At 70.3% G+C, this 22,628-nt stretch carries 17 protein-coding genes; 12 read left to right on the forward strand and 5 right to left on the reverse strand.

The window, feature by feature from the left end:
* Positions 1–64 precede the first annotated feature (64 nt).
* A complete protein-coding gene (gene galE, locus OHU34_RS27625; RefSeq protein ID WP_142264299.1) occupies positions 65–1,033 on the forward strand; it encodes a UDP-glucose 4-epimerase GalE in 969 nt (322 codons plus the stop codon).
* Between the two features lie 83 nt (positions 1,034–1,116).
* On the opposite strand, the gene OHU34_RS27630 is transcribed toward galE, so the two are convergent.
* The 4 genes from OHU34_RS27630 to OHU34_RS27645 all read right to left on the reverse strand — a co-directional run bounded on the left by OHU34_RS27630 (position 1,117) and on the right by OHU34_RS27645 (position 6,650).
* Complete coding sequence (locus OHU34_RS27630; protein WP_142264298.1) at positions 1,117–3,261, reverse strand: glycosyltransferase; 2,145 nt, start codon at positions 3,259–3,261, stop codon at positions 1,117–1,119.
* Positions 3,258–4,502, reverse strand: a complete 1,245-nt coding sequence (locus OHU34_RS27635) for a glycosyltransferase (RefSeq protein WP_020127803.1) — start codon at positions 4,500–4,502, stop codon at positions 3,258–3,260. Before OHU34_RS27635 ends, OHU34_RS27630 begins: the two co-directional genes overlap by 4 nt.
* A gap of 200 nt (positions 4,503–4,702) precedes the next feature.
* Positions 4,703–5,806, reverse strand: coding sequence for a non-hydrolyzing UDP-N-acetylglucosamine 2-epimerase (wecB, locus tag OHU34_RS27640; protein WP_054244908.1), 1,104 nt, complete (start codon positions 5,804–5,806; stop codon positions 4,703–4,705).
* Positions 5,807–6,047: 241 nt separating this feature from the next.
* Positions 6,048–6,650: an acyltransferase gene (locus OHU34_RS27645; protein WP_054244907.1), complete on the reverse strand. Its 603-nt coding sequence runs from the start codon at positions 6,648–6,650 to the stop codon at positions 6,048–6,050.
* A 353-nt stretch (positions 6,651–7,003) separates the two neighbouring features.
* Between OHU34_RS27645 and rplU the strand changes: the two genes are divergently transcribed.
* From rplU to OHU34_RS27685, 8 genes are all read left to right on the forward strand, one after another.
* Entirely contained in the window at positions 7,004–7,324 is a 321-nt protein-coding gene (gene rplU / locus OHU34_RS27650; protein WP_007381993.1) for a 50S ribosomal protein L21, read from the forward strand.
* 14 nt (positions 7,325–7,338) lie between these two features.
* Positions 7,339–7,593, forward strand: coding sequence for a 50S ribosomal protein L27 (rpmA, locus tag OHU34_RS27655; protein WP_007381992.1), 255 nt, complete (start codon positions 7,339–7,341; stop codon positions 7,591–7,593).
* Between the two features lie 112 nt (positions 7,594–7,705).
* Positions 7,706–9,142 carry a GTPase ObgE gene (gene obgE / locus OHU34_RS27660; RefSeq protein WP_054244906.1) on the forward strand — a complete coding sequence of 479 codons (1,437 nt, stop codon included), beginning with the start codon at positions 7,706–7,708 and terminating at the stop codon, positions 9,140–9,142.
* Between the two features lie 254 nt (positions 9,143–9,396).
* The gene (locus OHU34_RS27665; RefSeq protein WP_142264297.1) at positions 9,397–10,935 is read left to right on the forward strand and encodes an alkaline phosphatase; all 1,539 of its coding nucleotides are present in this window, start codon (positions 9,397–9,399) and stop codon (positions 10,933–10,935) included.
* Between the two features lie 112 nt (positions 10,936–11,047).
* Positions 11,048–12,277 carry a hypothetical protein gene (locus OHU34_RS27670; protein WP_142264296.1) on the forward strand — a complete coding sequence of 410 codons (1,230 nt, stop codon included), beginning with the start codon at positions 11,048–11,050 and terminating at the stop codon, positions 12,275–12,277.
* Positions 12,278–12,536: 259 nt separating this feature from the next.
* Complete coding sequence (locus OHU34_RS27675) at positions 12,537–14,036, forward strand: D-ribitol-5-phosphate cytidylyltransferase (protein ID WP_405768806.1); 1,500 nt, start codon at positions 12,537–12,539, stop codon at positions 14,034–14,036.
* 156 nt (positions 14,037–14,192) lie between these two features.
* Positions 14,193–16,292, forward strand: a complete 2,100-nt coding sequence (locus tag OHU34_RS27680) for a hypothetical protein (RefSeq protein WP_405768807.1) — start codon at positions 14,193–14,195, stop codon at positions 16,290–16,292.
* Between the two features lie 176 nt (positions 16,293–16,468).
* Positions 16,469–17,695 carry a glycosyltransferase family 2 protein gene (locus tag OHU34_RS27685; protein WP_142264293.1) on the forward strand — a complete coding sequence of 409 codons (1,227 nt, stop codon included), beginning with the start codon at positions 16,469–16,471 and terminating at the stop codon, positions 17,693–17,695.
* 54 nt (positions 17,696–17,749) lie between these two features.
* Here the strand turns inward: OHU34_RS27685 and OHU34_RS27690 are convergent, their stop codons facing one another.
* The gene (locus OHU34_RS27690; RefSeq protein WP_142264292.1) at positions 17,750–19,150 is read right to left on the reverse strand and encodes a polysaccharide pyruvyl transferase family protein; all 1,401 of its coding nucleotides are present in this window, start codon (positions 19,148–19,150) and stop codon (positions 17,750–17,752) included.
* 237 nt (positions 19,151–19,387) lie between these two features.
* Between OHU34_RS27690 and proB the strand changes: the two genes are divergently transcribed.
* The 3 genes from proB (at position 19,388) to OHU34_RS27705 (ending at position 22,571) form a co-directional block, all read left to right on the forward strand.
* On the forward strand, positions 19,388–20,494 hold the full coding sequence (gene proB / locus OHU34_RS27695; RefSeq protein ID WP_142264291.1) for a glutamate 5-kinase: 1,107 nt from the start codon (positions 19,388–19,390) through the stop codon (positions 20,492–20,494).
* Positions 20,495–20,631: 137 nt separating this feature from the next.
* A complete protein-coding gene (locus tag OHU34_RS27700; RefSeq protein WP_142264290.1) occupies positions 20,632–21,189 on the forward strand; it encodes a hypothetical protein in 558 nt (185 codons plus the stop codon).
* Between the two features lie 95 nt (positions 21,190–21,284).
* The gene (locus tag OHU34_RS27705) at positions 21,285–22,571 is read left to right on the forward strand and encodes a glutamate-5-semialdehyde dehydrogenase (RefSeq protein ID WP_142264289.1); all 1,287 of its coding nucleotides are present in this window, start codon (positions 21,285–21,287) and stop codon (positions 22,569–22,571) included.
* Positions 22,572–22,628: the final 57 nt, after the last annotated feature.

The raw sequence follows: 22,628 nt of genomic DNA on the forward strand, positions 1-22,628 counted from the left end.
CGCGAACAACCTCGTGGCCCCGTCCCGTGTCTGGGGCGGGGCCCTGGTGCAGGAAGGTTTTCCCATGTCCTGGCTGATCACGGGCGGCGCCGGTTTCATCGGCTCGCATGTCGTGAAGGCGATGACGGACGCCGGTGAGCCGGTCGTCGTCCTCGACGACCTGAGCACGGGCCGGGCCGAGCGGCTCCCGGACGGTGTGGTGCTGGAGGTCGGCACGGTGCTCGACGGCGACACCGTCGAGCGGGTGCTGCGCGAGCACGGCATCACCGGCATCGTGCACATCGCGGGCAAGAAGCAGGTGGGCGAGTCCGTGGACCGGCCGCTGTACTACTACCGCGAGAACGTCGAGGGCATGCGGGTCCTGCTGGACGCGGCCGTCGCCGCGGGAGTCCGCCGGTTCCTGTTCTCCTCGTCCGCCGCCGTGTACGGCATGCCCGACGTCGACCTCGTCACCGAGAAGACGCCGTGCGCGCCGATCAACCCCTACGGCGAGACCAAGCTCGCCGGCGAGTGGCTGGTCGGGGCGGTCGGTGCCCGGCACGGGATGGCGACCGCCTCGCTGCGCTACTTCAACGTGGCGGGCGCGGCCACGCCCGAGCTGGGCGACGACGGCGTCTACAACCTCGTTCCGATGGTCTTCGAGCGGCTGGAGGCGGGTGAGGCGCCGCGGATCTTCGGTGACGACTATCCGACGCCCGACGGGACCTGCGTCCGCGACTACATCCACGTCGAGGACATCGCCGCCGCGCATGTCGCCGCCGCCCGCCGGCTCGCCGCCGATCCCGAGGCCCGGCTGGTCCTCAACATCGGCCGTGGTGAAGGTGTCTCGGTCGCCGAGATGATCGGCGTCATCCAGGACGTCACCGGCCGCGCGCAGTCCGGGCCCGACGTGTCCGCCCGCCGTCCGGGCGACCCGGCCCGGGTCGTGGCCTCCGCCGACCTCATCCACCAGGAGCTCGGCTGGAGCGCGGAGCGCGGCGTGCGGGAGATGGTGGAGTCGGCGTGGGCGGGGTGGCGGCTGCGGCACCCGTGAGCGCACGAGCAGGCGCATGAGTGAGGGCCCCCGGGATCATCCCGGGGGCCCTCACTCGTACGGCGAAGACGGCGAAGAGCCGGTCAGCCCTCTTCGAGGAGCAGCTTCTCGAAGTGCTTCTGCACCACGGGCCAGTCCCACACGGTCAGCGCGTGCTCGGTGGCGAGCTTGCCCGCCGCGCGCCAGGACTCCTCCGTGGCCGTGATCTTCAGGATCCGCTCGGCCGCCTCGGCGGGGGAGGCCACGACCCAGCCCTCGGGGTAGAGGGTGCGGGCGCTGTTGGGCTTGCCCGCGTAGAACGGCCAGTCGCGGGCGACGGGCACGGCACCGCTGGCCGCGCCCTCCATCAGACCGACGTGGCAGCCCTCGCGCACGGAGGAGCTGATGATCGTGCCGATCTCGACGAGCTTCGACGGGACGTCGTCCGTCGGGCCGAGCCGGACCACCGCGCCGGACTCCTCCAGCGGGGCCAGCAGCTCCTCGAACTCGGCCAGGTAGTCCTTGGTGGCCTGGCTGGTCTTCGGGTCCATGTCGCCGCCGACCAGGAGCAGCCGGTAGCGCTCGTCGTGCCTGCGGACCCGCTCCAGGACGTCCAGGGCCCACTTCGGGTCCTTGGCGACCTGGCTGATGCCGACCAGACCGAGGTTGAAGCGGGCCTCGGCCGGCTTCGTGCGGTTGAAGCCCGACAGGTCCATGGCGTTGTCGATGAGGTGGAACCGCGGGGCCTGCTCGCCGCGCAGCGTCGGCACCAGCGAGGCGGTGAGGTCCTTCACGTGCGGGGCGACGAAGACGAGGTCGTCGATCCGGGAGAAGTCCGTCATGTGCGGCCAGCGGGTGAACGCCTCGTAGCTGTGCAGGCGTACGACGATCCGGGTGTCGCCCGGGTCGATCGTGGTGAGCATGCCGGCCGGACCGGCCGCCCACTCCAGGAACACGGTGTCGGCCCAGTCGAGGTGCGGGCGCATCAGGCGCTCCACCTCTTCCTGGTAGTCGCTCGTGTCGCCAGCCAGCCGGTCCTTGAGCATCCGCGGGGCGGCCCAGGAGATCCGCTTCAGGTGCTTGTTCGCGGCCAGGTCGAGGTAGCGCAGCTCGACGCCCGGGTGGTCGGCGAAGTGCTCCTTGATCAGGTGCAGGAAGTTGTCGTTGGCGCTCGTCGTCACCAGCAGCCGCAGCGGGCGGTCGGTGGGGGCGGGCGCGGCGGGCACCTTGCGGCCACGGGGGCGGCTCAGTGCCTGGAACGCCTTGGAGCGGTGCAGCGGGGCGACGAAGCCCTCGGCGTCCTTCGCCAGCGGCGACGACAACTGGTCGATGTGCAGCACCCGGTGGAAGTGCAGGAACAGGGTGCGGTTGAGCGCCTCGGCCGCCTCGTCGGTCCTGCCCTTGGCGAAGAGCGCGTCGGCGTTCGCGAGCTGGGCCGCTACCGCCTTGCCCAGGAAGCGGGGGCTGATGCCCTTCTTCAGCTCCTGCATGACGCCCTCGTTGTAGAGGTCCGCCCGCAGCTGGAGGTCCGGGATCTTCGAGGCGGCGTCCGCGAGGGTGAGCGCGGCACCGCTGGTGCGGCCCGCCCACTGCATGCCCTCGGCCACGTACCGCGAGGTCGCGGCGCGCACCTTTATGGGCATGCCGGGCGCGGTCACGGCCGAGCGCCACAGGCGGGCGCCGACGCCGGAACGCATCACGGGCCGCGGGGTCACGGTGCGGACCAGCTGCGCGGGCAGCCGGTCGACCGAGCGCTTCACATCACGGGCGACGGCGCTCAGCGGCGGCAGGACGGTCGAGTGGCGGGCCGTGGTGCCGCCCTGCGCCTCGAGCTCCTCGACGGCCTTCAGCGCGGGCGCCAGCCCGAACCTGGCCGCGGCGGTGCGGTTGTACTCGGCGAGCCGCCACACCGTGTACACGGCGGCCACGTCCAGGGCGACGAGCACGTCGGCCTTGCGGCCGTGGGAGCGCAGCCACGAGTCGCTGCGCACCTGCGTCCAGTTGCGCAGGCCGCGCGGGGCCTTGCCGAGCCGACGGCGCACGGCCTGGCTGCGGTGCTTGAGGGTGCGCGGCAGCTGGTGCGCACCGGCCAGCTCGACCTGGGCGAGTTCCTCCGGGACGCCCTCGGCCTCCAGGTGGAACATGCCCGCCAGGTGCACGCGCGCGCCCTGGGCGTTGAACTTGCGCACCGTGTCCGCGAGCACGCCGAAATTCGGCCGGACGGACGCCACGAGCAGGACTTCGGTCACTTGGCGAGCTCCTCGACAAGGTTCTTGACGGCGACGGACATCAGCGCCTCACGAGTGAACTGGTCGGCGTGGGCCATCGCGTCGGCGTGCTCCTCGTCGGTGGTCTCCACCGCCATGTGGGCGGCCTTGATGAAGGACTCGGTCAGGCCCGCCTCGTCGATGCCGGGGGCGCCGGTCCACAGCGGGTGGCCCCTCAGCACGTTCGAGGCGTCGTGCTCGACGGCGTGCGCCGACACGATCGGCAGGCCCGTCGCCATGTACTCGTACACCTTGCCGGAGGTAACGAACCGGCCGCCGATGAGGATCAGCACCATGGCGTCCCAGCTGGCGTAGATCGAGGAGACCTCGGCCTTGGCCGCGGGACCGCCGAAGACGACGCCGTCGGCCTCGGCCTCCTTGAAGACCTCGGCGTGTCGGTTGGCACCGCGGGTGGCGCCGTTGCCGAGATGGCCACGCAGCTCGAAGCGCGCGTTCGCCAGCAGCGGCTCCTTGGCGCGGGCGGCGCGCCAGGCGTTGAGCACCGTCTCCAGGTGCGGGACCGTGAAGTTGACCGTGCCGAGGTAGCCGAAGACGAGACCCGACTCGGCGTCGGGGTTGTGCGCCCGGCCCGGAGAGCTGTCCGCGTCGTAGCCGTTGCGGACGACGTGCACGCGGTCGGCGAAGTCGGGGTAGCGCCGCCGGTAGTGCTCGGCGATGGGGTCGTTGACGACCCACAGCGACACCGCGTGATCCAGGATCTTCTGTTCCCAGACGCCCTCGGCGGAGTCGCGGGCGAAGGCCTCGACGCCGTCGATGACGTCGATGGACCAGCCGTCGCGGAAGTCCACCGCGTACGGCACCTTCGCTTCCTCCCACAGCTTCCAGGCCGCGGCGAGGTTCACGTACGGCACGCAGCTGGCGAGCAGCAGGTCCGCCGGGTTCTCCCGGTGGATGCGCAGCACGGCCTGCTCGAGGTCGTCGCGCCACTCACCGAAGTTCGGCTCCGGGAAGTTCTCGGTCTGGCGCTTGCGGAGCTTGGCGACCCAGCCGTTGGGGTCGAGGGCACGCGCCTCGTCGAAGAGGCGGATGTCCGTCTCGAGGTCCTCGCGCGCCAGCGGCAGTTCGACGATCTTCACCCGGGGGTCGACCTGGTCGAGCAGGGAGAGGTCGATGCCCGAGTCGAGTTCCCAGGACTCCCGGGCGATGTTGACGACCGTGACGTCCCAGCCGACCTTCACGAACTGGTTGGCGGTCTCGCGCATCCGGTACGTGGAGCTCTTGGCGGCCGGGGGGAACCCGATGGCGAGATAGATGACGTGCGGTCGCTTGCCTTCCGCAGGCGGCCCGGACGGGGGAGACGATGACATAGCGGTTGACGCTAGCACGCTGACATGCACGGACTGTGGGTCACATGTGGCCGTCCGCAGGCGGACGGCCACGTTCCCCTGTTCCGATTCTCATGTCAGGCGGGCCGGCTGCCCCCCTTCCATTCCTCCATGAGACGGACGACGTTGTGCGCCGCGCGGCCGTCGCCGTACGGGATGCCAGGGTCGTCCGTCGGCACGGTGCGGGTCACGGTCTCGGCCCATTCCTGGGGCGACAGCGTGTGCGGGTCGGGTACAAGGACGTTCCAGCCCGTGTTGACGGTTTCCACCCACTCGGTCTCCGGGCGGATCGTGGTGCAGATGCGCTCCAGCAGGAACGCCTCCTTCTGGAGACCGCCGGAGTCCGTCACCACGCCCACGGAGGCCAGCACGGCGGCGACCAGGCTCGCGTACGGCAGCGGGCGGCCGACGTGCAGGTTGCCCTGGGCCAGGTCGATGCCGTGCTCGTGGGCGCGGGCGACGAGCCGCGGGTGGGCGGCGAGCGCCACCGGCACCGGCAGCTTGGCGAGCGAGTCGACGATCGCGGCGAGCCGCTCGGGGTCGTCGGTGTTGTCCGGGCGGTGCAGGGTCGCCAGCAGGAAGGGCTGCGTCGGGTCGATGCCCTCGGGCAGTTCCGGCGCCGGGAACTCGCCGGCGCGGACCTGGTCGCGGATGCGCAGGCAGATGTCGACCATCACGTCGCCGGCCAGTCGGGCGCGGTCGGCGAGGCCCTCGTTGGCGAGGTGGCGCATGGCCTCCTCGGTGGGCGCGAGGAGCAGGTCGGCGCTGTGGTCGGTGAGGACGCGGTTGTGCTCCTCCGGCATCCGCCGGTTGAACGAGCGCAGTCCCGCCTCGAGGTGCGCCACGGGCAGGTGCATCTTCACGGCCGACAGCGCGCCGGCGATGGTGGAGTTCGTGTCGCCGTAGACGAGCACCCAGTCGGGCTGCTCACGGTCGAGGACCGGGTCGAGCGCGGAGAGGACGGCGCCGGTCTGCACGCCGTGGCTGCCGGAGCCGACCCCGAGGTGGACATCGGGATCCGGGATGCCGAGTCCGGAGAAGAAGACGTCCGAGAGGTCGGCGTCGTAGTGCTGCCCGGTGTGCACGATGACGTGCTCGTGCTCGGTTTCGGCGAAGGCGGCCGCGATGGGTGCGAGCTTCACCAACTGGGGACGGGCGCCGACGATGCTGATGACTTTCACAGAGCACTCTTCTTCTGGGGCGGGCAGGTGGGGGGCGAGCAAAGGAAATGGTAGGCAAAGGGTTGGACGCGCCGGATCCGCAGTGGGTTGCCCTGTCGGGGGAGCGCGTCCTGTCGTGTCCTGTCCATGTCCGTCCAAGCCGTGGTCAGAACACGGCTTTCGGGCTTCGGCCCACTCGCATAACGATTTCGTGAACCTTGCGTTTACGGGTGCGTAAATAGGGTCAACGCGGACGGGCCGCCTACGCGGTGCGCTCGACCAGCGTGCCGTCCTTCTCGTCGTAGCGGGAGCCGGTCTCCGGGCACTCCCACACCCCGGGCTCCCCGTCCCGCTCCACCAGCCGGACGCCGGCCCGCCCGACCCAGCCGACCCGGCGGGCCGGGACGCCCACGACCAGCGCGAAGTCCGGCACGTCCTTGGTGACGACGGCGCCCGCGGCGACCATCGCCCAGCGGCCGATGGTGAGGGGCGCGACACACACCGCGCGCGCCCCGATGGACGCCCCGTCGGCGATGCGCACGCCGACGGCCTCCCAGTCGCCGCCGCGCTTCTGCTTGCCCTCGGGGTCCACGGAGCGCGGGTTGTGGTCGTTGGTGAGGACGACGGCGGGGCCGATGAAGACGCCGTCGCCGAGCTCGGCCGGCTCGTAGACCAGCGCGTAGTTCTGGAGCTTGCAGTTGTCGCCCATGCGGACACCGGAACCGACGTACGCCCCGCGGCCGACCACGCAGCCCTCGCCGAGCCGCGCGCCCTCCCGGATCTGGGCGAGGTCCCACACACTGCTCCCGGCGCCGATCTCGGCACCCGCGTCGACCTGGGCGCTGGGCTGGACCCTGTAGTTCACTTCTCCGCCTTCCGGTGTCTGGCTACGCCTGGCGAGCATACGGGCAGGGGTGGCGCCCCCTGCGAGGACGGCCCCTGCCCGCACAGGCGCGTGCGGGCAGGGGCCGTCGGCGGTGACCTGGGCGGCCGTATGAACGGTCGAGAGGGTCGATGCCGGGCGGACGGCCCGGTTTGACCCCTCAAGCCGGGGCCCGTAGCCTTGACCCTCGGCGTGTCGGCTGACATGTCACATCCCCGTAAACCCTCTTCCTCCCGGGTGCCGGTTACCTCGGTGGTCGGGAGAGGCCGTCCGTGTTCGATCCCGGGTGGCTGGACTGCGGGGATGCCGTCCCAGAGCGAGAGAGTGAGATCCGCGTGTACGCCATCGTGCGCAGCGGTGGTCGCCAGCACAAGGTTGCTGTCGGCGACATCGTTGAGGTTGACAAGATTTCCACTGCCAAGGTTGGCGACACGGTCGAGCTCTCGACCCTGCTCGTTGTCGACGGCGACGCTGTGACCAGCGACCCGTGGGTGCTGGCCGGCATCAAGGTCCAGGCCGAGGTCGTGGACCACCACAAGGGCGTCAAGATCGACATCCTTCGCTACAAGAACAAGACCGGCTACCGCCGTCGTCAGGGCCACCGCCAGCAGTACACGGCGATCAAGGTCACTGAGATCCCCGCGGCTGCGAAGTAAGGGACTGAGGAGACATGGCACACAAGAAGGGCGCATCGTCCACCCGGAACGGTCGCGACTCCAATGCCCAGCGGCTCGGCGTGAAGCGCTTCGGCGGTCAGGTCGTCAACGCGGGTGAGATCCTGGTCCGCCAGCGCGGCACCCACTTCCACCCCGGTGCGGGCGTCGGCCGTGGCGGCGACGACACGCTGTTCGCGCTGAACGCCGGTGCGGTGGAGTTCGGTACCCACCGTGGCCGCAAGGTCGTGAACATCGTTCCGGTCGCCTGATCGGAAGCTTTCGCGAGGCGGACCTCACTTCCCGTGTGGGAAGGCGGGTCCGCCTTTCGCGTGTTAGGCAGTAAGAAACCCGTACGTTTTCGCAGTGCTGGAGGCACCTACCATGACCACCTTCGTGGACCGCGTCGAACTCCATGTCGCCGCGGGTAACGGAGGCCACGGCTGTGCCTCCGTCCACCGTGAGAAGTTCAAGCCGCTCGGTGGCCCCGACGGGGGCAACGGCGGCCGTGGCGGCGATGTGATCCTGGTCGTCGACCAGTCGGTCACCACGCTCCTCGACTACCACCACAAGCCCCACCGCAGCGCCACCAACGGCAAGCCCGGCGAGGGCGGCAACCGCTCCGGCAAGGACGGCCAGGACCTGATCCTGCCGGTCCCGGACGGCACCGTGATCCAGGACAAGGCCGGCAACGTGCTGGCGGACCTGGTCGGCCACGGCACCTCGTTCGTCGCCGCCCAGGGCGGCCGCGGCGGCCTCGGCAACGCCGCGCTGGCCTCGGCCCGCCGCAAGGCGCCCGGCTTCGCGCTGCTCGGCGAGCCCGGCGACCTCCAGGACATCGTCCTGGAGCTGAAGACGGTCGCGGACGTGGCCCTCGTCGGCTACCCGAGCGCGGGCAAGTCGTCGCTGATCTCCGTCCTGTCCGCCGCCAAGCCGAAGATCGCGGACTACCCGTTCACGACCCTGGTCCCGAACCTGGGCGTGGTGACGGCCGGCTCCACCGTCTACACGATCGCCGACGTGCCGGGCCTGATCCCGGGCGCCAGCCAGGGCAAGGGCCTGGGTCTGGAGTTCCTGCGCCACGTCGAGCGGTGCAGCGTCCTCGTGCACGTGCTGGACACGGCCACCCTGGAGTCCGAGCGCGACCCGCTCTCCGACCTCGACATGATCGAGGAGGAGCTCAAGCAGTACGGCGGCCTCGGCAACCGGCCGCGGCTCGTGGTGCTGAACAAGATCGACGTACCGGACGGCAAGGACCTCGCCGAGATGGTCCGCCCGGATCTGGAGGCGCGCGGCTACCGCGTCTTCGAGGTGTCCGCGGTCGCCCACATGGGCCTCAAGGAGCTGTCGTTCGCCGTCGCCGAGATGGTGGGCGCCGCGCGCGCGGCCAGGCCGAAGGAGGAGGCGACCCGGATCGTCATCCGTCCCAAGGCGGTCGACGACACCGGCTTCACCGTCACGCTGGAGGAGGACGGCCTGTTCCGCGTCCGGGGTGAGAAGCCCGAACGCTGGGTGCGGCAGACCGACTTCAACAACGACGAGGCCGTCGGCTACCTCGCCGACCGGCTCAACCGCCTCGGTGTGGAGGCCGCGTTGATGAAGGCGGGTGCCCGGGGCGGCGACGGCGTCGCCATCGGCCCCGAGGACAACGCGGTCGTCTTCGACTGGGAGCCGTCCGTGACCGCCGGCGCCGAGATGCTCGGCCGACGGGGCGAGGACCACCGCTTCGAGGAGCCGCGTCCCGCGACCCAGCGCCGCCGGGACAAGCAGGCCGAACGTGACGAGGCGACCCAGGAGTTCGAGGGCTTCGAGCCCTTCTAGCCTCTCCGGGCCTTCTAGCCTCTCCGGGCCTTCCGGCCCCGTTTTCCGGACCCGTGGTGGTCGGCCGTCCTCCGGTCGGCCGCCACGGGTTTCTCGTTGTCCCCCCACTTGTCATGCACGCGAATTCCTGAGTTCAGCGGGCCGACCCGCGCCGCATGACAGCCTCGCCGTGTCCAAGGGGGCCGAGGGTCCCGGGGCCCGGTCTCCCGAAGGCCAGGTGCCCAAGAGACGGGTGAGGCAAGGGAGTTCAACGGATGGCCGCCGACCGTCGCCGTTTCCTGACCGCGGGCGCCGCCGTGGTCGGTGCCGCCGCCTCCGCCCAGCTGTGGCTGCCCGCCACCGCCCGCGCGGCCGAAGCACCGCTGCCCGCCGGGCTGTTCAGCCTGGGCGTCGCCTCCGGAGACCCCCTGCCCGACGGCATCGTCCTGTGGACCCGGCTCGCCCCGGACCCGCTGAACGGCGGCGGCATGCCCGACCGGACCGTCCCCGTGCAGTGGGAGATATCGCCCGACCCGCGCTTCGCCGCCTCCGTCCGCAAGGGCACCGCCCAGGCCCTGTCCGCGTACGGGCACAGCGTTCACGTCGATGTGCGAGGGCTCCGTCCGGGCAGCGTGTACTGGTACCGCTTCCGGGCCGGCGGCCAGCTCTCGCCCGTGGGCCGCACCCGCACCGCGCCCGGCCTCCTCGGTTCCGGCGGCCCGCTGCGCATCGCGCTCGCCTCCTGCCAGAACTGGCAGCACGGCTACTTCACGCCGTACGCCGACATGCTCGCGCAGGACCCGGACCTCGTCCTCTTCGTCGGCGACTACATCTACGAGTCGGGCCCCTCGGCCACGGCCGTACGGCGGCACGAGGGAAGCGGTGAGCCGTACTCGCTCACGCAGTACCGCAACCGGTACGCGCAGTACCGCTCCGACCCCGACCTGAAGCGCATGCACGCCCACGCGCCCTGGGTGGTCACCTTCGACGACCACGAGGTCGACAACGACTACGCCGGGGAGATCCCGCAGGATCCCGGTCAGCAGGGCCACGACGCCTTCGTGGCCCGGCTGACCGCGGCCTACCAGGCGTACTACGAGCACATGCCGGTCCGGGCCACCGCGATCCCGGACGGGCCGCACATCCGCATGCACCGCCGCTTCCAGTTCGGCCGGCTGGCCCGGCTCAACGTGCTGGACACCCGGCAGTACCGCACCGACCAGGCCACCGGCCAGGCGGGCGCCCAGGATCCCGGGCGCACCATGCTCGGCGCCGAGCAGAAGCAGTGGCTGCTCGACTCGCTGCACGGCTCGGGCGCCCGCTGGAACCTCGTCGCCTCGCAGATCATGCTGGCGGAGGCCGATCTGCTGGCCGGCCCCGGCAAGCAGTGGTACTACGACGCCTGGGACGGCTACCAGGTCGAACGCAACGCCCTCCTGCAGGAGTTCGCCTCGGTCCGCAACCCGGTCGTCCTCAGCGGCGACCGGCACCTGACCATGATCAGCGACCTGAGGAAGGACTTCGCCGACCCGGGCTCCGCCGTCGTCGGCGCCGAGTTCGTCGGCACCTCCGTCTCGAGCAACGGCGACCAGGACCAGGCAGCCTTCCACGCCCAGTGGGACCCGCTGAAGGCCGACAACCCGCACTGGAAGCTGATCGACGCCCACCGCGGCTACCACCTCTTCGACATCCGGGCCGACGCCGTCGACGCGACCGTCCGCGTCGTCGACACGGTTCTCAAGCCGAAGGCGACCGCCCGTACGCTCGCGAGGCTGCGGGTGGCGGACGGTAAGAGCGGGGTGCGGCGGGTGTGAGAACCCCGAGGGGGAGAACGCCGACCGGGGCCCGGGACCACGCCCGGGACTCATCTGTGCCCCAGGCTCCTCTCAGGGTCCCCTAAGGAACCCCTCTTACCGTCTTTTGACCATGGAGACGGACTGTACGACCACGAACCCCGCGGACTGTACGAACCCCTCGGACCGTGCGAGCGACGGCGCCCCGGTCCCCGGGAAGGCCACCCCGCTGCCCGCCGGCACCCGCCTGCTGCACATAGGGCCGCACAAGACCGGGACGACCTCGATCCAGGGCGCCCTCTTCGCGGCGAAGGAGGCGCTGCCGGCGTACGGCGTCGCGTACCCGGCGCAGAGCAGACACCCCATGCAGGCCGTGCTGGCGGCCTGCTCGCGGACCGGGATGATCGGCGACAGCACGCCCACCGAGCGGCACTGGGCGCGGCTCGTGGACCAGGTGCACGCCGCCGGCCGCCACACCTGCGTGATCAGCAGCGAGTTCTTCGCCGACGCCCCGGACGACGCGACCGCCGAGCGGATCGTCGAGCAGCTCGGCGGGGATTCGGTGCACGTGCTGGTCACCCTGCGCCCGCTGGTGCGGATCATGCCCTCGCAGTGGCAGCAGTACGTGCAGAACGGCCTGCGCATGGGCTACGAGGACTGGCTGGAGCACATGCTCCGCAAGGCCCCCTACGAGAAGCCCAACCCCAGCTTCTGGCGCCGGCACCGGCACGACCGGCTGGTCGAGCGGTGGGTGCGGGTGGTCGGGGCCGACCGGGTCACCGTCGTCGTGGTGGACGACCGGGACCGGGGCGGGCTCATGCGTGTCTTCGAGGGACTGCTCGGACTGCCCGCCAATCTCCTTCAGCCGGTTCCGGACACGGCGAATCGCTCACTCACCCTCGCCGAGACCGAAATGCTGCGCCACCTCAACAAGGAATTCCGCGGTAATGGCCTCCCCGACGAGCTCTATTCACTGCTCGTTCGTAACGGCGCGGTCATGCATATGAAGAACACGTGCAGTCCCACCTCACAGGACGTGAGGATCTCCACACCCGACTGGGCCGTCCGGGCGGCCACCGGCATCGGCGCCGAGATGGCCGACGGGATCGGGTCGACGGGGGTACGGGTGATCGGTGACCCGGCCCTGCTGTCCGCTCCGTCCGCTGTGCCCGAGCCCGCCGGGCAAGGGCCGGGGGAGGCCCGGATCGCTCCCGAGGTGGCCGCTCAGGCCTTGTACGGGGCCCTTGCCGCGGTGGCCGCGGCGCCCGGCGGGGGCTCGGTACGCGCGGTCCACCAGACCTCGTCGAAGGAGCTCGTACGGGTTCTCGGGCACCGCTGCCTCAAGCGGTTGCGGCGGCACTGACGCCGTCCGGCGCCGCTCGTGTCCGGGGTTTCCGTGGCGCTCCGTCACTCTCGGCAATGACATACTCCTTGTGGAGTAACTCACAGGATTTCCAGGGACCATCCATGGGAAGCCGCGCCGGTGTCCAATCAATCACCGGCTACGCAAGGTGAATGGCGGGTTGCGTGAACATTTGCAGCGAACGGCGCTCACCTTGCATCGCGGTTACCGCAAGTGGGACCATTTCCCCCGTTCCCTGTCGCCCCAAGGTAGGTCCTCTGTGTCCCAGCACATAGCCAAGCCCCTTACCACCGCAGTGATCCTGGCCGGTGGCACCGGTCAGCGGGTGGGTCTGTCGATCCCCAAGCAGCTGCTGAAGATCGCCGGCAAGGCAGTCATCGAGCACACCCTGACCACGTTCGAGAAGGCCGACTCGGTCGACGAGATCATCGTGCTGATGGCACCGGGCTATGTGCCGGACATCGAGAAGATCGTGTCCAAGGCCGGTTTCAAGAAGGTCCGGAAGATCATCGAGGGCGGCTCCACGCGGAACGAGACCACCGAGCGCGCCATCGCGGCCCTGGGCGAGGAGCTGGCCGACGGCGAGGATCTCAACGTCCTCTTCCACGACGCCGTGCGTCCCCTGCTCTCGCAGCGGGTCATCGACGACTGCGTCACGGCGCTGGAGCGCTACCAGGCGGTCGACGTCGCCATCCCGTCCGCGGACACCATCATCGTCACGCGCACGCACGGCGAGGACGGCGAGTTCATCACCGAGATCCCGGACCGCTCCCGGCTGCGCCGCGGTCAGACCCCGCAGGCGTTCAAGCTGTCCACCATCCGCCGGGCCTACGAGGTGGCGGCGGGCGACCCCAACTTCCAGGCCACCGACGACTGCACCGTCGTGCTGCGCTACCTGCCCGACGTGCCGATCCACGTCGTGGCGGGTGACGAGTACAACATGAAGGTGACTCAGCCCGTCGACGTCTTCATCGCCGACAAGCTCTTCCAGCTGGCCTCCTCCGCCACCCCCGAGCAGAACGGCGAGGAGGTCTACCGCGAGCTCCTGACCGGTAGGACCATGGTCGTCTTCGGCGGTTCCTACGGCATCGGCAAGGACATCGCCGAGCTCGCCGAGGGCTACGGCGCCACGGTCTACGCCCTGGGCCGCTCCACCACCGGTACGCACGTGGAGAACCCGGAGGAGGTCGACGACGCCCTGTCCAAGGCATACAGCGAGACCGGGCGCATCGACTACGTCGTCAACACGGCGGGCGTCCTGCGCATCGGCAAGCTGGCCGAGACCGACAACGCGACCATCGAGGAAGCGCTGAAAGTCAACTACCTGGCACCGGTGCAGATCGCACGTTCGGCGTACAAGTACCTGGCGGAAACGAAGGGTCAGCTGCTGCTGTACACCTCCAGCAGTTACACCCGGGGACGTGCCGAGTACAGCCTGTACTCCTCGACCAAGGCGGCCATGGTGAATCTCACCCAGGCGCTCTCCGACGAGTGGGCCGGTGACGGCATCCGGGTGAATTGCGTCAACCCGGAACGGACGGCCACACCCATGCGTACGAAGGCCTTCGGGCAGGAGCCCTCGGGCAGCCTGCTCTCCTCCGAGGCCGTCGCCCGCACCTCGCTCGACGTGCTGCTCTCCGAGCTCACCGGGCATGTGATCGACGTCCGCCAGCAGGACCCGACGGCGGCCGCCGGCCGGGCGTCGGGCTTCGAGGCGGCCCTGGCCGGAGTGCTCGACCGACAGGATGGCATGGCATAATCCAGCGGAAATAGCCATCGATTTTTCAGGCCTCTGTGACTCCCTGTTTACGGAGAATTCACAGAGGCCTGAGCCGTAAAACTCCCGAAACCTTCACAAAGGATTTTCCGGACTTTTAGTACCTCTGACCGGCCCCCTCCCAGAGCAGGTTTCTCCGTGATATCCACCGCTATTCGCGTAGCCCGGGTGGGCAGCGCGGCCGAACTGGCCGCGGCGGTCCTCATGATGCTGGGCTACCCCGGCCTCATGGCGGCCGCGCTCGTTCCGAGCGCCCCCGCCTTCGCCGCCGCGGCCGCCGTTACGTACCTGGCGGACCTTTACCTCCACCGCAAAGGCAGTCGCCTCATCGCCCTCCTGGGCAAGGTGCGGGCCGGTCTGTCCACCCGGTTCCTGGTCCGCGAGCTGCTGCTGATCCTGCTGCTGGCGAGACTCGACCTCTCCCAGGAGCCGGTCTTCTACGCGGCGATCGCGTGCTTCACGGTGTTCTTCGGTCTCCAGGCCCCGCACGGCGCGCTGATCACCCTGATCGGCAAGCGCCGTCAGATGCCGGTCGTGACCAGGAACGTCGACCTGGCCTCCAGGCTGCGCATTCCGGACGCGCCGCCGCGCCGGCTGCTGAGTCGCGCCACCGTGAAGATGCTCCACCTCGACCTCGCGGCCGTCGTGGGTCTCCTCGTCAGCGCGGTCACCGACTCCGAGGCCGCGGGCTTCGCCGGCATCGCCGTCACCCTGGGCCTGGGCACGCTGTACGTGCTGGTGCTGGTGCCGCACCTGCGGGCGAAGCGGCTGCCGCCGAAGGCCGACAAGGTGCTCGGCACGGTCAGCGCCTGGCTGCGCGAGTACCGGCCGCAGACGGTGCTGTACTTCTCCGGCTCCGACGACTCCGCCTACCAGGTCAACATGTGGCTGGAGACCATGGAGCAGATGGAGTCCCGCCCCCTGGTCATCCTGCGTGAGCGCACCGTCCTGGAGAAGATGGCGCCCACCTCGGTCCCTGTCGTCTGCGTGCCCGGGGGGGTGCACCTGATGAACATGGACCTGTCCATGGTGCGGGTCGCGTTGTACTGCGCGAACGTCGGCAAGAACATCCACCTGCTGCGGGTGCCGACCATGAAGCACGTCTTCATCGGCCACGGCGACAGCGACAAGCTCGCCAGCGTCAACCCGTTCAGCAAGGTCTACGACGAGGTGTGGACCGCCGGCCGCGCGGGCCGCGACCGCTACGCCATCGCCGACGTCGGCATCCGCGACGAGGACATCGTGGAGGTCGGCCGTCCGCAACTGGCGCCGATCAGGACCTCGCAGGGCACGCCCGCGGGTCGTATCGCGACGGTCCTGTACGCGCCCACCTGGGAGGGCTGGGACGACAACCCGGGCAACACCTCGCTCCTGCTGGCCGGCGAGAACATCGTGAAGAAGCTGGTCGCGGCCGATCCCCCGGTCCGCGTCCTGTACAAGCCGCACCCCTTCACCGGCACCCGCAGCGCCAAGGCGGGCGCCGCGCACCGGCGGATCACCGCCCTGATCAAGAAGGCCGCCGCCCAGCGCGCGGGCGACCCCCGCTTCACCGCGGACCCGGCGTCCGAGGCCGAGGCGAAGGCGGAACTGACCCGCCTCAAGGCCCGGCTGGACGGTCTCTCCCTCGCGTTCGACGAGCGCGCCGACGAGGCCGTGACGAGCCGTGACGGCATCGTCGACGTCCGCAAGCACCAGGAGGCCGCCCGGCTGCGCGCCGAGTGGAACGAGGCCTACTGGCGCTCCTTCCCCTCCTTCGAGCACCGGGTGATCACCGGCACCGGACCCCTGCTGTACGACTGCTTCAACGCCTCCGAGGCGATGGTCTCGGACATCTCCAGCGTGGTCTCCGACTTCATCGCGAGCGGCAAGCCGTATGCGGTCGCGGACTCCGCGGAGCTGGGCGCCGAGGAGTTCAGGCGGCAGAACACCGCCGTGCGCGCGGCGGTGATCCTCACCAACAGCGCCGCCGAGCTGGACCAGCTGCTCGACGCGGTCGGCAACCCGGCCGCCGATCCGCTGGCCAAGGACCGCAAGGAACTCAAGGAGTACCTGCTCGGACCCGACGAGCCCACCTCGCTCGAACAGTTCGACACCGCGATCACCGACCTCGCGCTGAAGGCCGAGGCACGCAACGTGGGCCAGGAGTCGCACGCCTCCGCGGCGGACAACGCGGTCGGCGCCGCGCCGGACGACGCGACGGAACTGCCCAAGGATGCCAAGGGCGTCACGGCCGGCTGACGCCCGTATTTCCTGAGGCCGGGCCCCCGGAGAGTTCTCTCCGGGGGCCCGGCCTCAGTCGCGTTCTGTGATGTGGGACACGTACCGAAACCCAGGCAACCCACCCCGTTCATCCATCGTCTACCGGGTATCCAAAGTGTTCATGCGGGGGAACCGGTGCGTGATGAGAGGGAAAAGTGACCACTGCGCAGCCTGACGTCACGGTGGTCATCGGGGCGTACGAAGCGATGCCGTACCTGGTCGAGTGCCTGGCATCGGTCGAGGCACAGACCCTGGACGCGGCGCGCCTGGAGGTCATCGCGGTGGACGACGGCTCCCGGGACGGCACGGGGGAGTACCTGGAGGAGTTCGCCGCCCGCGTGCCCATGGCCGTCACCGTGATCCGCCAGGAGAACTCCGGCGGCCCCAGCGGCCCGCGCAACGTCGGCCTCTCCAAGGCCACCGGGCGCTATGTCTTCTTCCTCGACGCCGACGACCGGCTCGGCGCCGAGGCCCTGGAACGCATGGTGGCCATGGCCGACCGCAACGGCACCGACGTGGTCCTCGGCCGGGTCGAGGGCATCAACCGCAAGCCGCCGAAGTCGATGTGGGGCGAGACCCTCGACCGTACGGACGTCTACTCCTCCAACATCAAGTTCACGCTCAGCGCGCAGAAGCTGTTCCGCCGGGAGTTCCTGGAGCGCCACGGCATGCGCTTCGACGAGTCGCTGTGGACGGGCGAGGACGCCCTGTTCACGATGGAGGCCTATCTGCGGGCCGACGGCGTCTCCGTGGTCGCCGACTACACCTGCTACTACCTGGTGGGCCGCAGCGACGGCAAGCATGTGACGAAGAGCGGGAGTTACACCCTGCGTTTCGACTCCGCGCGCGCCCTGATGGGCCTGCTGGAGCGGCTCGTCCCGCCCGGCGCCAAGCGGGACGTGCTCATGGTCCGCCCCTTCCTCGTCACCGTGCTGCCGCAGTTCGGGCCCGTCTTCCTCAGGAACGACGAGGAGATCCGGCGCACCAAGATGGAGCTGGCCAAGCCGCTGATGGACGCCTACTGGAACGAGGGCGTCGCCCAGCGGCTCAGGGTCCACGAGCGGCTGCGCCTGGAGCTGGTGGCCCGGCAGCGCTCCGAACTCCTCGTGGACGTACTCGAGTTCATCAAGGCCAAGAGCGAGCCGGTCCCGGTCCTGAAGAAGCGCAACACCCAGCTCTACCTGGCCTACCCGCACTACGGCTCCCGCACGGCCGGCCTGCCCGACCGGATCTACCTGGCCGAGCCGCGCGAGGCGAAGGACTTCCCCGGCTGGCGCAAGGACCCGACCGAGACCTTCCTGCGCGGCTTCGTCCGCAAGGTCCGCCGCAGGCTTCGCCGACGCCGGCGTCCGATGCGACCGGGCGGCACGGCGGCCGCGTGAGCCCGCGTGGGGTTCCGCCCGCCCGTGGTGTCGCCCGGTCGTGCTCGGCGGGGCCTACTTGCTCGGCTTCAGCGCCCGGCGCAGCGGGCCGCCCACGGCACGCTTCGCGCGACGGTAGATCGACGGGGCGGGGATGACCGCGGCGGCCTTGGCCGCGGCCTTCGCGCCGGGCCGGTTCTTCGCCAGGTCCCGCTTCAACTGGGCGTTGTGGGTGTCCAGTTCGGTGATGCGCTGCTGGAGCCAGCCGAACCGGCCGGCCAGCGAGGCGAGGTCCGCGTCGTTCCAGGGGCGCACGCCCGGCGGGAAGGAGAGCGAGCGCAGCTTCTTCTCGAAGGCCACGCCGCCGTCGCCGTGGGTGAAGGTGTTCGGCAGCCCGTTCTTGTCCAGGAACGCGGTGAAGCGGTCGAAGCGCTCCTTGTGGTTGCCGGTGAGCCCGCTGAAGTCGGCCTCCTCGTAGAGGTCGGCCGGGTCGAGGTCCGCGCTCACCTCGCTGAGCAGCCGGTGCGGTATCTCGAAGTAGCGGCACAGCTCCAGCGTGCGCGAGTCGAAGGCCAGCACCGTCGCGGGCGTGCCCGCCAGCAGCGCCGCGATGTTGCCGTGGATGCGCGAGCCGAACGAGTAGTCGAACTCCCGCAGGTCGTCGATCCAGGTGATCGGGTCGATGTAGACCCGGGCCTTGTCCTCCCGGTACATCGGGTGGTCGGGGTGGGTCGGCATCTCGGTGATCCGGCCGGCCGGGGAGTCCACGTCCCGCCAGTGCAGCTGCTTGGCGTCGGTGAGGTTCTGGCCTATGTAGCGCAGGTTCGGGTAGCGCTCGTGGGTGCGGGTGATGACCTTGTGCAGACCGCCGCCGCGCACCGCGGTGTGAGAACCGTTGATGCCGATCCGCGACTCCGCGGTCAGTGTCGGCGTCTTCTTCTCGACGGGCAGCCGGTCGCCGTGCATGAACATCGACGGGCAGCCGATGACCTCGACGTCCCGGAAGCCCATGTCGTTCAGGTACTGCTCGGTGAACTCGCCCCGCACGCCTATGGAGGCGCTGTGCTCCAGCACCGCCGCACAGAAGGCGCGCACGCTGGCCTCCATGGGCTTCAGCCGCGCCGGGTCGTAGGTCACACCGGTCTGCGCGCCGACACCCATCACCACGACCGGGATCTTCAGCTTCCCGATGAGCCTGGTCAGCCGCTGGAGCGGCTGCTCGAAGGTCGGCCGGAAGGCGTTGGCGAGGGGCACGACGAAGGCGTCGTACTCCTCGTTGATCCGGGCCGCCGCGCTCACGTCCGTGCGCATGCCGTTCGAGAAGACCTCGGAGTCCGGCGTGGTGAGGATCTTGTGGGCGGCATCACTGAAGATCAGGTTGCCGGAGTTGGTGGCGATGACGTCGCGGTGGAGGGCTTCCTCGACGGGGACGACGTCGAAGGGGCTCTTCCCCGATCTCAGGAGTATGCGCTTCACAGGGCGAACTGTAGGTGACACAAACTTCAAAATAAATTTGTGTTCTCTTCAAATCAGATGGGGAACCAGTACAACCTTTTTGCCGTACGCAAAGCGTGAGCGAACGGTTACACCGGCGTACCGTCCGCGAGGTGAAACTCCTGCGCGGCCTCCGCCCCTGTTCGCGTAGATTGCCAGGCGGGCAGCCGTCGACCTACGCAAGGGGCGAAGAACAAGGTGGCAGGGGCAAGGCAGGCCGTGAGCGAGGCCCGCAGGATCGTCGTCAAGGTCGGCTCCTCGTCGCTGACCACCGCCTCCGGCGGGCTCGACGCCGACCGGGTCGACGCGCTCGTCGACGTCCTCGCCAAGAGCCGCAGCGGGGGCGAGAAGGAGATCGTGCTCGTCTCCTCGGGCGCCATCGCCGCCGGCCTCGCCCCGCTGGGTCTGCGCCGCCGCCCCCGGGACCTCGCCCGCCAGCAGGCCGCCGCGAGCGTCGGCCAGGGTCTGCTCGTGGCCCGCTACACCGCCTCCTTCGCCCGCTACGGCGTCCGTGTCGGACAGGTGCTGCTGACCAGCGACGACATGAGCCGGCGAGCCCACCACCGCAACGCCTCCCGCACCCTCGACGAACTGCTCGCGATGGGCGCGTTCCCGATCGTCAACGAGAACGACACCGTCGCCACCGACGAGATCCGCTTCGGCGACAACGACCGGCTCGCCGCCCTCGTCGCCCACCTCGTCCACGCCGACCTGCTGATCCTGCTGTCCGACGTCGACGGCGTGTACGACGGAGACCCCGGCAGGCCCGGCACCTCGCGGATCGCCGAGGTGCGGCGCCCCGAGGACCTGGCGCACGTCGAGATCGGCAGCGCGGGCAAGGCGGGCGTCGGTACCGGCGGCATGGTCACCAAGGTCGAGGCCGCCCGGATCGCGGCCGCAGCCGGCATCCCGGTGGTCCTCACCAGCTCTGTCCACGCTGCCGACGCCTTCACCGGCGGCGACACCGGCACCTACTTCCACTCCACCGGCAAGCGTTCCGCCGGCCGGCTGCTGTGGCTCCAGCACGCCTCCACCCCGCAGGGCTCGCTGACGCTGGACGACGGGGCGGTGCGCGCGGTCGTCGAGCGGCGCACCTCGCTGCTGCCGGCCGGGATCGCCGCCGTCGAGGGCGAGTTCAGCGCGGGTGACCCCGTCGAACTGCGCGACACCCGGGGACGCGCGGTGGCCCGCGGGCTCGTCAACTTCGACGCCAAGGAGATCCCCCGGCTGATCGGGCGGTCGACCAGGGAACTGGCGCGGGAGCTGGGCGCGGAGTACGAGCGCGAGGTCGTCCACCGGGACGACCTGGTGATCCTGCACCCGTAAACCCGCTCGAACGGTCCGTACCGGTGGGGGACGTTCCGTGAAACCGCCCCACGGAGCCGTGCGGCCTGCTCAACTTTGTTCCAGGGACAGAGAACGCGGGACACATTCCGCACGAGCGCTGCGTAAAGGAGGCCGTCGTGAGACGAGTGCGCCCTGGGGTGGCAGCGACCCGTGGGAGTACCGGCGAAACCGGTTCGGCGGCGCCGCGTGCGGCCGGTCCGGCGTCGTCACGCGCCGCGAGTCCGGCACCCTCGCGCGCGCCGGGTGAGGAGCGCGCCCTGACCAGCGTGGCGGCGGGCGACCGGTACCTGGCCCAGGAGGGCGCCGAGTCGAAGGGCGGACAGCCCGTGGACGTCCCGCGGCTGTGGCATGTCACCCTCAGCGTCTCCGGTGAGGAGGCCCCGCTGAAGGAGGTCCGGCGGGCCCTCGAGCAGCTCGCCCACGACCATCCCTTCCTCCTGACCAGCAGGTACGCGGGCGACCACGCCGAGATCCGGTACTGGGAGGAGGCCCGCGACCTGCACGACGCGGCCGCCGTCGCCCTGCGGCTGTGGGGGGAGCACCGCCAGACCGCCGGGCTGCCGCCCTGGGAGATCGTCGGCCTGGAGGTCATCGACCGCCAGACCTACCACCAGCGCATCGCGGAGGGCTACGGACCGGCCCCGGCGACCCCGGTCGGCGTCCACCCGTACTGAACCGCTCGCCGACGCGCCCCGGGGCGTCCCGGCGGCACATCTCGGGGTGTGGAACGAACGGTGGACCGGCCCGCGCGGCGCACTACCCTTCCCTTATGACCACGCTCTCGCCGTACGACTCCATGTCCCCGGTCACCCGCGCCGCCTACCGCGCCAAGGCGGCCGCCGCCGACCTCGCGCCGCTGCCCAGGGCCGCCAAGGACGACGCGCTGCTCGCCATCGCGGACGCGCTGGAGGTCCGTACGAGCGAAATCGTCGAGGCCAACGCGAAGGACATCGCCAAGGCCCGTGAGGCGGGCACCAGCGAGGCGATCGTGGACCGGCTGACCCTCACCCCGGAGCGGGTACGGGCCATCGCCGCGGACGTCCGGGACGTCGTCGCGCTGCCCGACCCGGTCGGCGAGGTCGTCCGCGGTTCCACCCTCCCCAACGGCATCGACCTGCGCCAGGTCCGCGTCCCGCTCGGTGTCGTCGGCATCATCTACGAGGCCCGCCCGAACGTGACCGTGGACGCCGCCGCCCTCTGCCTGAAGGCCGGCAACGCGGTCCTGCTGCGCGGCTCGTCCTCCGCCTACGAGTCGAACACCGCCCTCGTCCGGGTGATCCGCGACGCCGTCGGCGGGGCCGGGCTGCCCGCCGACGCCGTACAGCTGGTGCCCGGCGAGGGCCGTGACAGCGTGCGCGAGCTGATGCGGGCCCGCGGCCTGGTCGACGTCCTCATCCCGCGCGGCGGCGCCTCGCTCATCCGGACCGTGGTCACGGAGTCCACCGTCCCGGTCATCGAGACCGGCACCGGCAACTGCCACGTCTATGTCGACGCCCACGCCGACCTCGACATGGCGATCGACATCCTGATCAACTCCAAGGCGCACCGGGTCAGCGTCTGCAACGCCGCCGAGACCCTCCTGGTCCACCAGGACATCGCCCCCCGGTTCCTGCCGCGCGCCCTGGACGCCCTCGCGGAGGCGGGCGTGACCGTGCACGCCGACGAGCGCGTGCTGGCCTATGCCAAGGACTCCAAGGCGACCGTGGTCGAGGCCACGCCCGAGGACTGGGAGACGGAGTACCTCTCCTACGACATCGCCGCCGCCGTCGTCGACTCGCTGGACCGGGCCGTCGAGCACATCCGGCTGTGGACCTCCGGCCACACCGAGGCCATCGTCACGACCTCGCAGCAGGCCGCCCGCCGCTTCACCCAGTTGGTGGACTCCACCACGGTGGCCGTGAACGCCTCCACCCGCTTCACCGACGGCGGCCAGTTCGGCTTCGGTGCGGAGATCGGCATCTCCACCCAGAAGCTGCACGCCCGGGGCCCGATGGGCCTCCCGGAGCTGACCAGCACCAAGTACATCGTCACGGGCGACGGGCACGTACGGCGCTGAAACCCCCTTCGGGACTGTCGTGAGAGGTGTCTCATCCGGCGGATGAATTTCCCTACC

It is taken from the genome of Streptomyces sp. NBC_00080 (assembly GCF_045041255.1).
Lineage (GTDB): Bacteria > Actinomycetota > Actinomycetes > Streptomycetales > Streptomycetaceae > Streptomyces > Streptomyces coriariae.

Coding starts and splice junctions, on each gene's coding strand:
- galE (WP_142264299.1), top strand. CDS start 65: ATGTCCTGGCTGATCACGGGCGGCGCCGGTTTCATCGGCTCGCATGTC.
- OHU34_RS27635 (WP_020127803.1), bottom strand. CDS start 4,502: ATGCGCGAGACCGCCAACCAGTTCGTGAAGGTCGGCTGGGACGTCACG.
- rpmA (WP_007381992.1), top strand. CDS start 7,339: ATGGCACACAAGAAGGGCGCATCGTCCACCCGGAACGGTCGCGACTCC.
- obgE (WP_054244906.1), top strand. CDS start 7,706: ATGACCACCTTCGTGGACCGCGTCGAACTCCATGTCGCCGCGGGTAAC.
- OHU34_RS27665 (WP_142264297.1), top strand. CDS start 9,397: ATGGCCGCCGACCGTCGCCGTTTCCTGACCGCGGGCGCCGCCGTGGTC.
- OHU34_RS27670 (WP_142264296.1), top strand. CDS start 11,048: ATGGAGACGGACTGTACGACCACGAACCCCGCGGACTGTACGAACCCC.
- OHU34_RS27705 (WP_142264289.1), top strand. CDS start 21,285: ATGACCACGCTCTCGCCGTACGACTCCATGTCCCCGGTCACCCGCGCC.